The 13,198-nt window shown below is 43.9% G+C and carries 10 protein-coding genes and 3 tRNA genes; 4 read left to right on the top strand and 9 right to left on the bottom strand.

Going from position 1 to position 13,198, the window contains the following annotated elements; translation table 11 throughout:
- Positions 1 to 30 precede the first annotated feature (30 nt).
- From gspF to ACTXGH_RS04005, 8 genes are all read right to left on the bottom strand, one after another.
- Positions 31 to 1,233: a type II secretion system inner membrane protein GspF gene (gene gspF, locus ACTXGH_RS03970; RefSeq protein WP_439295543.1), complete on the bottom strand. Its 1,203-nt coding sequence runs from the start codon at positions 1,231 to 1,233 to the stop codon at positions 31 to 33.
- Positions 1,234 to 1,286: 53 nt separating this feature from the next.
- Positions 1,287 to 2,276 carry a hypothetical protein gene (locus ACTXGH_RS03975; protein WP_439262169.1) on the bottom strand — a complete coding sequence of 330 codons (990 nt, stop codon included), beginning with the start codon at positions 2,274 to 2,276 and terminating at the stop codon, positions 1,287 to 1,289.
- A 220-nt stretch (positions 2,277 to 2,496) separates the two neighbouring features.
- Positions 2,497 to 3,432 carry a helix-turn-helix transcriptional regulator gene (locus ACTXGH_RS03980; protein WP_439295542.1) on the bottom strand — a complete coding sequence of 312 codons (936 nt, stop codon included), beginning with the start codon at positions 3,430 to 3,432 and terminating at the stop codon, positions 2,497 to 2,499.
- Positions 3,433 to 3,899: 467 nt separating this feature from the next.
- Positions 3,900 to 3,975 (bottom strand) — tRNA-His (locus ACTXGH_RS03985).
- Positions 3,976 to 4,014: 39 nt separating this feature from the next.
- Positions 4,015 to 4,091 (bottom strand) — tRNA-Arg (locus ACTXGH_RS03990).
- Positions 4,092 to 4,183: 92 nt separating this feature from the next.
- Positions 4,184 to 4,260 (bottom strand) — tRNA-Pro (locus ACTXGH_RS03995).
- Positions 4,261 to 4,480: 220 nt separating this feature from the next.
- On the bottom strand, positions 4,481 to 5,899 hold the full coding sequence (locus ACTXGH_RS04000) for an McrC family protein (protein WP_439295541.1): 1,419 nt from the start codon (positions 5,897 to 5,899) through the stop codon (positions 4,481 to 4,483).
- An 86-nt stretch (positions 5,900 to 5,985) separates the two neighbouring features.
- Positions 5,986 to 7,455 carry an McrB family protein gene (locus ACTXGH_RS04005; RefSeq protein WP_439295540.1) on the bottom strand — a complete coding sequence of 490 codons (1,470 nt, stop codon included), beginning with the start codon at positions 7,453 to 7,455 and terminating at the stop codon, positions 5,986 to 5,988.
- Positions 7,456 to 7,651: 196 nt separating this feature from the next.
- Between ACTXGH_RS04005 and ACTXGH_RS04010 the strand changes: the two genes are divergently transcribed.
- Positions 7,652 to 8,395, top strand: a complete 744-nt coding sequence (locus ACTXGH_RS04010; RefSeq protein WP_439295539.1) for a DUF4442 domain-containing protein — start codon at positions 7,652 to 7,654, stop codon at positions 8,393 to 8,395.
- Between the two features lie 43 nt (positions 8,396 to 8,438).
- Positions 8,439 to 8,933 carry a RidA family protein gene (locus tag ACTXGH_RS04015; RefSeq protein WP_439295538.1) on the top strand — a complete coding sequence of 165 codons (495 nt, stop codon included), beginning with the start codon at positions 8,439 to 8,441 and terminating at the stop codon, positions 8,931 to 8,933.
- A gap of 9 nt (positions 8,934 to 8,942) precedes the next feature.
- On the opposite strand, the gene gspE is transcribed toward ACTXGH_RS04015, so the two are convergent.
- Complete coding sequence (gene gspE / locus ACTXGH_RS04020; protein WP_439295537.1) at positions 8,943 to 10,484, bottom strand: type II secretion system ATPase GspE; 1,542 nt, start codon at positions 10,482 to 10,484, stop codon at positions 8,943 to 8,945.
- 349 nt (positions 10,485 to 10,833) lie between these two features.
- On the opposite strand from gspE, the gene ACTXGH_RS04025 reads away from it, so the two are divergent.
- The gene (locus tag ACTXGH_RS04025; RefSeq protein ID WP_439262182.1) at positions 10,834 to 11,661 is read left to right on the top strand and encodes a thiazole synthase; all 828 of its coding nucleotides are present in this window, start codon (positions 10,834 to 10,836) and stop codon (positions 11,659 to 11,661) included.
- A gap of 121 nt (positions 11,662 to 11,782) precedes the next feature.
- Positions 11,783 to 13,177, top strand: a complete 1,395-nt coding sequence (locus tag ACTXGH_RS04030) for a WS/DGAT/MGAT family O-acyltransferase (RefSeq protein ID WP_439295536.1) — start codon at positions 11,783 to 11,785, stop codon at positions 13,175 to 13,177.
- Positions 13,178 to 13,198: the final 21 nt, after the last annotated feature.

The raw sequence follows: 13,198 nt of genomic DNA on the forward strand, positions 1-13,198 counted from the left end.
GTGATACGGTCAAATAGTAAACCGCCCGAACTAACCTGCCAAGTCGTTCATATTCACAATCGGCAGCATAACTGCCATCACAATAATCATCACGACGACGCCCATCAGTACTAGCATCAACGGCTCTAATAACGACAGCAAAGTACTAATAAAGTTGGTCGCTTCTGCCTCTTGCATACTGGCTGCTCGGCTGAGCATATTGTCAAGCTCACCCGAGTTTTCCCCACTTTTTATCATCTGTACCATCATCGGTGGGAAATAAGACGTTTTTTCGAGTTGGCTTGATAAGCTGGCACCTTCTGTTACTCGATCTGCAGCAGTAACGATGGTTTGTTTAATATGTAGATTGGTGGTGACGGCGGCGCCAATATGTAAAGCTTCAATTAATGGCACACCTGAACGTACCAATATCGCAAGTGTACTGGCAAAGCGGGCAGCATTGAGACTTTTAGAGAGCCGTGCCAATATTGGCAACCGAAGGACGATGCTATCAATAGCAAGCTTGCCTGCTTGCGTTTGCGCAAACCGGTAAAACAAAAAAGCGCTACTTATGAATATTAATAGCATCAGCCACCACCACTGGGTGATGGCATTGGACATCGCTAGCACCACCTGCGTAATTAATGGCAGTGCCTGCTCAGACTGCTCAAACACTTTGACAATCTTAGGTACCACAAAGCTCATCAACCCCATAATGACACCGACTGCCATGACCATTAGCACAATAGGATATACCATCGCACCTTGGATTTTTTTTTGTAAGGCAAAGCGGTTTTCAGTATAGTCGGCCAATTGATTAAGAATCAGATCAAGATGACCTGACTTTTCACCAGCCGCGATAGTGGCAATATATAAAGGCGGAAAACTCGCAGCTTGCTGTAATGCACGGGCAAAGCTTAAGCCCTCTAGGACGTGTGAGCGCACTGCCAGCATAAGAGACTTGATATGAGTTTTGGGCGATTGCTTGGCGACAGCTGCTAGGGTTTCTTCGAGTGGAATACCAGCTGCTAGCAGGACAGAGAGCTGGCGAGTTAATAGCGCCAGCTCATATGCAGATGGCTTTTTATAACGACTGCGCTGTCGACCTTGCTTGTCATTGACAGCATTGACCTCTACTGGCGTCCATTGTTTGTCACGGATCTGCTGGCGTACTTGCCGCGCCGAGTCACCTTCTAGTAACCCTTTTTGGACATCGCCTTGGTCATCAAGCGCTTTATAATGATAAGCAGGCATAACAGCGAGTATCCTAAGGCAATAGATGAGAAAAGAAGTGGTGAGTCATGTCTTTAAAAAAGTGGCGTAGAATCATTACTCTCGGGCATCATTCCTTGTAATAACAATACATCTAAATGCTGCTGCTGTAGCTTTTTATCAAAATCATTAACTTCGGCGATAAGCATTTTTTCGATACGTTTATCAGACGCATAGACGCTAAGACGCGCGCAAATGACTGCCAACTGGTAAATACGCTTTTTACAATAGCTGTCTAAGCCTTGCAACAAACGCACCATATAAGGCGTCTCAAGACTAGCATAGTCATACCCTTCAACCACTTGCTCACCAAGTGCTGTGACGCCGTAGCTAATAGACAGGTGCGCACAAAAATAACAGCTGAATAAATAACCAACCACATGACCAATATAATATCCACGATCATACGTAAAACTACTCACCCCAAAGTGACCAAGCACATAGCTATTTAGACTGGCTTGATCCTCAATAGGTTTGGGGTGTTTTAGCTGACCCACAGTTGCAAGTCTTAGTGGATTATGACCATCTTGCGCCGTCAGCTGCCACCCTGCTGGCTGCTGAGCTGGCATATGGCGTACGATGTCAGCGATAATATCATCGACCACATGCAACTGCTGCCATAAGCGCTCAAGTGGATTGACATCGAGCAGGCCACGCTTATCAAGCTGCTGCGCAAGCTTATACTGCTGATACTCTGCAAACTGACTCTTTAACGTCTGTACCAGATAGGTTGGACGTACATTTGCAGAAGCCAAATATAGCAAGCGAGTACGCTCATGCTGCAGGCGATAAAGTGTTAAACGCAGCTCAGCCACACTAGACTCTGAGGTGTCAGTTGCGTGAACAGCAGATGACAAAGAAGATGACGTGGTAAAAAGAGCAAGCAGCGCCGCTTTATCTCTCACTGCCGATTCTTGTAGCGATGATAATGTCTCATGGCTACTTCTATCATCAAAGATGGAGGCACTACTATCGCTATTTATCGTAGTAGATTGTAGGGTATTGTTAAAAGTCGGTTGGGTCATAATGTACCATCACCAGCAAAAAATAAATGTGGCCTTCAGTATCATAAGCGTATATCTAAGCTATATATTTAAATGCCATAACTAAAGATAACAAATAGCCAGATATCGTAGTGACTGCGTTTGGACTACTGACTATTATATAGTACCTGAACGCACTTTGGTTGTCAGTGTTATGGCCGCTCTTTATCTGAATTTTTAAAGATGGGAACTTATAAAATACTTACGCTGTCAGTTTACGTTGATACTGCTGACGATAAGCTTTTGGTGATACACCATAAACGCGCTTAAAGGCTTGACTAAAGGTGGAGTCTGACGCATACCCTACTAGCTCACTAATACGGCTGATGCTGTTTTGCTGCAAACGTAGATAACGTGCTGCCAAGCGCAAACGGTAATCAATTAAATATGTCAAAGGCGGCATTCCAACCACATCTTTAAACCGCTGAGCAAAGCTTGAGCGCGACATTCCTGCTACCTCAGCAAGCTTATGAATCGTCCAGTTTCGATCTGGTGCATAATGCATCGCTACCAAGGCTTTGGATAAAAATGGGTCTTTTAGCGCTTTAAGCCAATTGTCTGTCGCCTCAGGCAAGCTCTCTATATAGGTGCGCAGACACTCAATCATCATAATACTGGCCCAATGGTTGATGACTGCCGTCTTACCCATACGCTCATGCTCAGACTCCAAGGTCAACAGCTTGACCTCGACATCAATAACGCCAAATCGACCATCAGACATCTCGGCAAGCTCAGGCAATATCGTTGGCAGAACTGACAATAATGGTTGCGTCATCTCTTTTTCATATTTACATTCAATCAAAATCAAACATGCATTGATCTCACCTTCTCCATTGAGATCTATAACATGGCTTTCAGATTCATTGAGCATCTCATCTAGAGGTTTGGCATTATCACCATGATGATTAAGTGCATAGCTGACATGTTTATAGGAGTTTGAGATCATAATTGTATCGCCAGTCTTTGCCTCTCGTATCTCACTGCCGACATCGATACAAAAACTACCCGATAACACTAAATAAAACAAAATCGTATCTTTTCTATCAATTGAATATGACCAATTACCTCTACCATTTAGACGGTAGTAATTTGTCTCAAACAAATGCACGTTCTGTAATAACATACTAAGTGCGTCCATTAACAATTTCCTCAATAATGTATGGCAACTTACGGCAGCTACGCCGAACTCTGCAAAATAAACTACCTAAGAGACAATACACAAGAAAAATCGTTTACTGTGGACTGCTATTAAAGTTATACGCACGCTACACACATTTTATATTGATAGCAGCGAGACAATATTCTTTGTATAGACTATTAATATACATAGTATTAATCAGAAAGATACTGTTTCTTAAGTGTAGATTTAGGATACTGCTTAATAATGGGGGTTATTTCGCTAAAATTAACAATAAATGCGTAGAAGACAGTATGGGCATTTTTTTAGAAACCAGATAAAAGATAGGTACTAAGCCAAATGAAATTATCAAGCTTACAAAAAATAGCTATAAAATGAATAAAAAGATAGGAAAGAAAAACGCAGACGAAAAAAAATGCCAACGAGGGCAATTTATGTATGTAAAAGCAGATATATCAAATAAAAATTGGGGCGACTGATGGGACTCGAACCCACGACAACCGAGATCACAACCCGGGGCTCTACCAACTGAGCTACAACCGCCATAACTATTGCCAAGGAAGGCAAGATTTGCAGGCTAAATGGCGCGCCTGGCAGGGCTCGAACCTGCGACCACCTACTTAGAAGGCAGGTGCTCTATCCAACTGAGCTACAGGCGCTCTTAAGGGCTTTTACGTATTAAGTATAATTCGTAATGCTACGAACAAAACTATTATACATAAAAAAAAGCCTGTAAGGCTCTTAAAATAGATGGTCGGAGTGATAGGATTCGAACCTACGACCCTCTGGTCCCAAACCAGATGCGCTACCAAACTGCGCCACACTCCGATATTCTCTATTATCTCGCTAGTTTTGTCACTTAACTCGTTATCGGCAGTACCGCTAACTTGTTAATGTTCCTCGCTATCGAGGTGCATATATTAAGACTTATAGTCGGTAGTGTCAACACCTATTTTTAATTATTTTCATCAATTTTGACTAAGTACTTTATCAACGAATTGTTTGCACAGATATCTGCATAATATTTGCTTTTAATCGCCTAAATTTTTTAGGCGATTAAAGTAGTTTTATTAAGCGTTCCAGTCGTAACATTAAAAGGCATGAGCCATAGTGTCGCGGGGTTCGACTCTATAGAGTCAATAGACTGCTGAAGTGCGACTGGTTGAGCGGTGTCATCCATGACCGGATAGACCAGCCAAACTTGCTTAGCTTGGTAAGCTTGAGCATAACTGATCAGCTGATACGCATCAGTAGCGCTAATATCACGCGCATGAGTCAGTGTCTTCCATTTGATATCAATGACGTGACTACAGTGAGTGGTGTTAGCATCCGCCTTACTGATGTGCTGTTTTTGGCTATTTGCTTCGGTAGCTGTATTATAAATCAATAAATCTGGCTGTATAGACAGACATGTCTGCCCTGTAGCATCTCGAAGCCATACATCTTTTTGCTGAGTAAATGTTTGGTAAATAGGCTGGTTGATACTGGTGGACTGCTCAAACAGCTGCGTAAGACGCAAACTTGCCCACTGCTCAAAAGCTTGGTTCATATTAATCAGCAAACATAGGCGTATCTGCCCACCTTTATGGCCAACACCATTACCTGTAGGCATAGTTGAGTACTGCATTTGAAGTAGCCAATACGCCAAATCTAATAGCTTATGTACAGACTGCCGCTGCAACCGAGACAGTGGCTGTGTGGTTAGCTGCTGCTTTGCCCTTTGATAAAGAGAGCTTAGTCTTTGTTGCTCGTAGTGGCTAAACTCAGTAATCTGTCGCCAGTACACCAGCTTAGACAATAACGCTGCGGACAACGACATAGAGTGTGGGTGATAGCCTTGAGACGTGCCTGCTAGCTGCTCAAGAAAAACCAACGCACTTTTTATCAGACGATTGGCCAGCATATCGACGCTTAACTGGTCTACTTCACAAACAAACTTATGAGGCTGATGACTATTATGCTTTAGCTGCTCTTTAATCAGTAGCTTACCTTGTAGCATCGACTGGTTGTGGCTTTGGGTTTGATACTGCTTGGTTGGCTGATAGCTGGACAATAGCTGCAAAAACTGGCTGATGAGCCATTGTGATAGCGGCGGCGTTTGTGTCGGTAATGGCGTAAGATATTGACTAAGCTGGCCTAAGGTTTTGGTGTGCGGCAGCTTATGATGTCTACTAGATAATACCATCAAATCGGCCAGCATCATCTGTACCCATTGACGCGTCCGTATGATTTCATCGCTTTGGTTAAGGCTGTTTTTTTGCATGACTGCCGCTGCTTTAGGCAGTATCTCAAGCGTAATGCCACTTGGCAGCAAAACAATACCGATATAGTGACCCACCTTGAGCTGCCACTGTCCACGTTGGCGCTTAATGCTAAATACCGCAAATTCTTGCGCAAGCAGCCAAGCAAAATCATCGACGTCAATAAAGTCCTCTGCTACCAAGCGCTGGTGTTCAAACACGCTCATAGTCGCATGACCCACTGTATTTGAGTCAGGAAATGAGCATCCAGCGCTATAATAATGACTGTTTATTGGTATATGTTTCATTAAAATTAATACAAACGTTGATAAACATAAGGTTTGACAAACTCGCCAGTCTGCCTCACAAGCTCTGGATTGATAGTATAGCTAGTAGATGCCATCATCGAACCTCCAAACGCACTTTGATCAGCGAACATAGGGTGTTGATGGTCTTTACTTAACGATTGCGACAGACTGCGTTGACTGTCATGAATAAACTGCGAGGTCACTGCCTGCTGCTCATCATTAAATAGATACTGTAATAAAGCCACTTGCCCACCAACAGCTTGCGCCAATTGTGGAATAATTTGCTCTACCAATACTGTTTGTAGCTGTGTCAAACTCTTTACCGAGTATAAAAAGGCATGACCAAGCTGCGCCTCTTGCCCCAAGGTTTGCATGATACGCTGATTCAGCCCTGTTAACAGTTTGGCCAAATCTACCTCTTGTGATGACTTATGCTTATTTGAGCTTTGATGCGCGTCTGTATGATCTAAAACGCGAATAATTGGCAGCAATTTGGGCTGCGGAGGACAGTCGATAAAGCGAAAGCGTCGACGCAGTGCCATATCAAGCGGCGCTAATGAGTGATCTTGCGTATTCATTGTTGCATAGATATCGACATTGGCAGGCACGCTAAAGGCTCGCCCAGAATAAGCCAAATTCACTTGCATGGCATTTGGTTGCCCGCTACGTTTATCAGGCTCAATCAGACTAAGTAGCTCACCAAATACTCGGGAGACATTGGCACGGTTAATCTCATCAATGAGCATGGCATAACGATGTTCCGGATCATTGGCAGCGCGCTTACAAAGCTTTAAAAAAGCCCCATCTTGGATATCATAGCGCATCTGATTGCTAATCCCTTGCTCACCTGCTTGGCGGTTGATTTGAGTACCCTGCCCCCTTGATTCATCACCGCCCATCACCGGGCGAATGCCTTCGACAAACTCTTCATAGCCATAGGCTTGATGAAAGCTGACCATACTATAGTACTGCTTTTGTACAGGCTGATTGTCTTGTTGCGCCTGTCGGAACTCGTCAAGCTGCTGCGACAACTGAGTCAATAACATCATACTCTCTGGCAGTAGATGCCACGCTCCGCTTTCGTCTTTATCAAAGTAAGCTTGGCTTGCGCGGTTCTTATAGGTCACTGTTTTTGAGCTGGCCGAACTGTGCATTTGCAGCACTGACCATGCTGTATTGCTCAGGTTTTTCTCACGTGCATTTTGCGCCGCCTTAGCGATAAAAAACTCGTGATTGACGATTTCAGGCACTTTTACCAGCTCTTTTTTTTGAACCTTAAAGTCTAAAAATATCAGGCACACCACATCGCGCCAGCTAAGCTCAAAAAGCAACTGTAACAACAGCTCATTGCCATCCGTGATGGGCAAATAATGGGTATACTGTTTGGCAGTTTGTAACAATCGATAAGTCTTACCTGTGCCTGCGACACCCGTATAAATAATATTGGTAGGCTCGCTAATGGGTCTGTCATTCATAACTTCACTCAATATTAAAAACGATTGATAAAAACAATAGACATAAGGTTTGCAACTTTTCGATAGTTACGTTACTACTATTTTGTGTGCAGGGTCATTTATGGTACTAATATTAATCAGATGCAAGTAGTAATCAGATGTATTGCTTTATTCGTTATCTAAAAATGCCCAACCAGATTAATTTGAGGAACGTTGTATGTCAGGATTATTAAATAAGCTACCCAGTAAATTATCGACGAAGATACCAGCTAAGTTACCTGAAAAAATATCTGATGCGCTAACCCCTCAAGCAAATACCCCGTCGAACCCTAGCTCGCTTAAGCCAGTAAACAATCAATTTACCAAGCTGCTATCCATTACCAAATATCTACCTACTGCTGCACGCTCAACTATTTTATCCAAAGCCTTTGGTAAAGTCGTGCCTTATGTGGGGACCACGGGTGTCTATTACGAAACCGTAGAACCCAATCAAGTGGTAGTCAGCTTAAACAATAATAAACCTGTACAAAACCATATTGGCTCTATTCATGCGGTCGCTGTTACACTACTTGCTGAGACCGCCACAGGCTTTATCTTAGGGTTAAACCTACCTTCTGATCGTGTGCTGTTGATAAAATCTTATTCTGTCAATTTTTACCGTCCGCTCAAAAAAGGGCAAGTAGCAGCGGTCGCTACCTTAAGTGATGAACAGCGCTCAGACATTTTAGATACCCCCAAAGGCGAGATGGTTATTCCATGCATCATCAACGATCGTGAGTCTGACAGCGTGCGTGATCCCATTACCGTTGAGATGACATGGGCATGGATACCTAAGGCTGAATTAGAAGCCCGTCGTCAAGGCAAACCTTTTGATAAAGCAACTGACACTGACAACGACAACAAGACTGAAACTGAAACTGAAACTGAAACTGAAAACCTATCTTCCACCGATAATAAATAACCAGTAGACGATAACGTAAATAATCAACAACAAGGAGTCAATAATGTCTAAACTTACCAATCAATTTATCAGTCGCCTATCTAAGGCATTTTTTGTGGGTGCTTGCTCACTGGGACTGGCTATTAGTGCAAATGCTGCTCCGGCAGCAACTACCAACGCAACTACTATGACCAAATCTAAGCCTGTCTTTTTAGGTGATGGCGGTGACTATCCGTTTTCTAGTGCTGTTCGAGTTGGTGACACTTTATATATGTCAGGACAAATTGGGTTTAAAGACGGCAAACTGGTAGAAGGCGGTATTAAAGCCGAAGCCGCGCAAACGTTAGACAATATCAACGACGTATTGCTGCAATATGGCTACCAAAAGTCTGACATCATCAAATGTATGGCGATGCTGACTGATATGAACGACTTTAATGCGTTTAATGAAGTCTATAAAGCCAAACTCGCCAAACCCTACCCTGTACGCTCAGCATTTGGTGTCAAAGACTTGGCCGCAGGTGCTAGCGTTGAAGTTGAATGTATGGCAGCAAAATAATAGCTCCAATTATACAATGATAGCGTCCTCAGTTAGGGCGCTTTCTTTGGTGACGCGTAGTACTTCTTCTAATGTCGTCTGTCCCGCTATCACTTTATGCAAACCATCGGCACGAATCGATGGGGTCTTTTGACGAGCATAAGACTCAAGCTCATACTCCGCAGTATTACTATGAATCATACGTCTTAACGTATCATCAATTGGTACGACTTCATATATTGCTGTACGCCCTTTAAAGCCAGACTGATTGCACTTATCACAGCCAACGGGATTTGGTAGCTTAAGCGCTGTCGTCACCGAGGCTCTAGAAACAGTTTCAATACCAATCTCAGAGAACAGCTTTGCTTGCTCACTATCTGCCGTTTGCCACGTATGACAATGGGTACAAAGGGTCCGCACCAGACGCTGCGCGACCACGCCAATAAGCGAAGACGATAATAAGAACGGCTCTACCCCCATATCTTGCAGGCGAGTCACCGCACCGATAGCGGTATTGGTATGCAGTGTTGATAACACCAAATGCCCTGTCAATGACGCTTGTACTGCAATCTCAGCAGTTTCGATATCTCGAATCTCACCAACCATGACCACATCTGGATCTTGTCGTAACATCGCCCGCAAACTTGTGGCAAAAGTCATATCTACTTTATTATTCACTTGGGTCTGACCAATACCATCAAGCTGAAATTCGATGGGATCTTCAGCCGTTAAGATATTGCGGGTCTGATCGTTTAAATCAGTCAATGCAGCATATAGGGTCGTCGTTTTGCCTGAACCCGTAGGACCTGTCACCAAAATAATGCCATGCGGACGATGGATTAAGCGTTTAAGCTCAGTATAGTCATTGTCTGCAAGCCCAAGATAAGTCATATTGAGGCGGCCTGCTTGCTTATCTAACAAGCGCATGACCACGCGTTCCCCAAAGCTTGAGGGCAACGTTGATACCCGCACATCGACCTCACGCCCTGCTAGCCGTAGACTGATACGCCCATCTTGTGGCACGCGTTTTTCTGCGATGTCAAGTTTGGCCATGACTTTGATCCGTGAGACCAAAAGCGGTGCCAACTGACGTTTGGGCGTAATGATTTCTTTGAGCTCACCATCCACCCGAAAACGGACAACCAGACGCTTCTCAAAAGTCTCGATATGGATATCTGAGGCATTAAGACGTATCGCTTCTGATAATAGCGCATTGATGAGACGTATAATAGGCGCATCATCCTGCTGATCCATCAAGTCTTCGGTCTCAGGCACACTATCTGCTAAGCTGTCCAAATCTGGATGGTCTTCAAGACCAGCGGCGATATGCTGGGATTCACCCGTATTGCCTGCATAAGCTGCATTCAGGCGTTTTTCAAATTCGTCCATGCTGATGCTGTCATAAACAGGCACACCGCGTACGCCTTGCTGCTGCAAAAATCGCACAGCTTCATTGATGGCAGAAAGCGGTGTGGCTTTGGTCAATACCAACGTCGGTGGCAGCTCAGCATCTATCGCTAAAATCACTAAAAGCTGGTGGCGTTTTGCAAAACTGTACGGCAGTTGCATCATAAAAACGACCTGATAAAAATAAAGTGGGTGATAAACAAATTCATAAGTGCTTAGCCTCTTTAGTAAAGGCGTTAGGGTTTTTAATAAGTAGGCAGTATCTAATATAAGTGCCTTATACTTACATGATTAAACTCAGTAAAGTTATCGGTAAGCGCTTATGAGTTTGTTATAATAACATTTTGTTTTATATCATTAGCAAGGCTTTTACGACCTTTTACGATTCGATAAGCGTATATCAGTATTGACTCCTAGTACTATTTTTGATTTCTAGTACTGGCTTTGACTGCTCGTATTAGTGCTGCTTATGCCTTTCATCTTTTATAGTCCGCCCGTTATTAGGATTTCAGATATGTCTCAAGCCTCCATTCAAACTACCACTGAGAACTCCCCTATTGTTCAAGATACTTTTACTGTTGGTAGTCGCACCTTTTCATCACGTCTATTGGTCGGCACTGGTAAATATAAAGATATGGCTGAGACCGGAACCGCTATTGCAGCCTCAGCGGCCGAGATCGTCACTGTCGCTATTCGTCGTACCAACATTGGTCAAAACAGTAACGAGCCGAACTTGTTAGATGTCATCTCGCCTGACAAATATACTATTTTACCCAATACTGCTGGTTGCTTTGATGCTGAGACGGCAGTTCGAACTTGTAAGCTTGCGCGTGAACTGCTGGGAGGTCATAACTTAGTTAAGCTTGAAGTATTGGGTGACGAAAACAGTTTGTACCCCAATATTATGGAAACTTTAAAGGCGGCAAAAGTACTGATTGATGATGGCTTTGAGGTGATGGTATACACATCAGACGACCCCATTGTCGCGCAAGAGCTAGAAAGTATGGGCTGTGTGGCGATTATGCCTTTGGGTAGCCTTATTGGTTCTGGTCTTGGACTCCTCAACCGTCATACGCTCAGCCTTATCATCGAAAACGCTAAGGTGCCAGTATTGGTTGACGCTGGCGTTGGTACTGCCTCTGATGCAGCTATTGCCATGGAGCTTGGTTGTGATGGTGTACTTATGAACTCAGCGATTGCCAATGCTCAACGACCAGTGATGATGGCCCATGCAATGAAACACGCTATTTGGGCAGGTCGTGAAGCGTTTTTGGCAGGGCGGATGCCTATGCGTAAGATGGCACAAGCCAGCTCGCCGCAAACTGGTTACTTTTTTCAATAAAATAGTTTTAATACCCAGTCGTTTATATACTTAATTTAACCGCTGTTCATATCGATGTGCCGACAGGCTACTTATAATACGCAGCTCACTGACCTTACTCATTGACCCTAAAGGACACCCCATGCGCTTACTGACGGCAGTTGATCAGTTATTTTTACTTCTTGAGTCGCGTAAACAGCCTATGCATGTGGGCGGCTTGTTTTTGTTTGAACTACCGGTCGACGCTCAAAACGCAGAGGGTGATTTTGTTTATCAGCTGGTAAGACAAATGCAAACCTCTGACGTACCACCAAGCTTTCCGTTCAATCAGGTACTCGAACGGTTGTTGTTTTGGAAGCAAGATGAAGATTTTGATGTTGAGCATCATTTTCGTCATGTTGCCTTGCCAAGACCTGCTCGCGTCCGAGAGCTACTGATGTACGTCTCAAAAGAGCATGGGCGCTTACTTGATCGGGCGATGCCACTATGGGAATGTCATGTCGTTGAGGGCATTCAACCAGAGACTGACGATAGTCCTGAACGCTTTGCCCTATACTTTAAGATTCATCACTCATTGGTCGATGGTATCGCTGCCATGCGCCTCATCCAAAAGTCGCTTTCACAGTCACCGTATGAGCCTATGACGCTGCCAGTGTGGTCACTCATGGCACGCCATCGTAATCAAGTAGATGCTCTGATACCTACTGGACGCTCTGTGACTCGTATTATAAAAGAGCAGCTATCTACCATTAAGCCGGTATTTACCGAACTACTGGATAACTTTAAACATCATGGCAAAGACGATTATGTTGGCACCTTTGATGCTCCCATGAGTATATTAAACCAGCGCATCTCTGCCTCACGGCGAATTGCAGCGCAATCTTATGATATGCAGCGCTTTGATGACATCGCTGACAAACTCGATGTCAGTATGAATGATGTGATACTTGCTGTTTGCTCTGGTGCCATACGGCGTTACTTGCTCAAACTTGATGCGTTACCGAATAAACCCTTGATTGCTTTTGTACCGATGTCATTACGCAGCGACAATAGTACCACTGGCAATCAAATCTCATTTGTTTTGGCAAACTTAGGCACGCATTTAGATGACCCTCTTCGTCGACTACAGCTGATCAATGGCAGTATGAATAGTGGAAAACGTCGGTTCCGGCGTATGAATCAAGCACAGGTAATCAACTATAGTGCCATCGCTTATGCGTGGGAAGGCATTAACCTATTAACGGGGATATTCCCCAAAAAACAAGCTTTTAACCTTATTATCTCTAATGTACCTGGGGCTAAAAAGCCACTGTACTGGAACGGCGCACCGCTCAAAGCACTGTATCCAGCTTCTATTATATTAGATGGTCAAGCAATGAACATCACGCTTGCCAGCTATTTAGATAAAGTAGAGTTTTGTATTACCGCTTGTAGCAAGCTGTTGCCGCATGTACAAGACATGCTGGGCTTGATTGAAGAAGAGCTTGCTGTACTAGAAAACGTGAGTAAAGAAAAAGAATTGGGACTACGTGAATAACGTTGAGGGCTGTGAATAACG

This window comes from Psychrobacter sp. 1Y10 (assembly GCF_052259005.1).
Lineage (GTDB): Bacteria > Pseudomonadota > Gammaproteobacteria > Pseudomonadales > Moraxellaceae > Psychrobacter > Psychrobacter saeujeotis.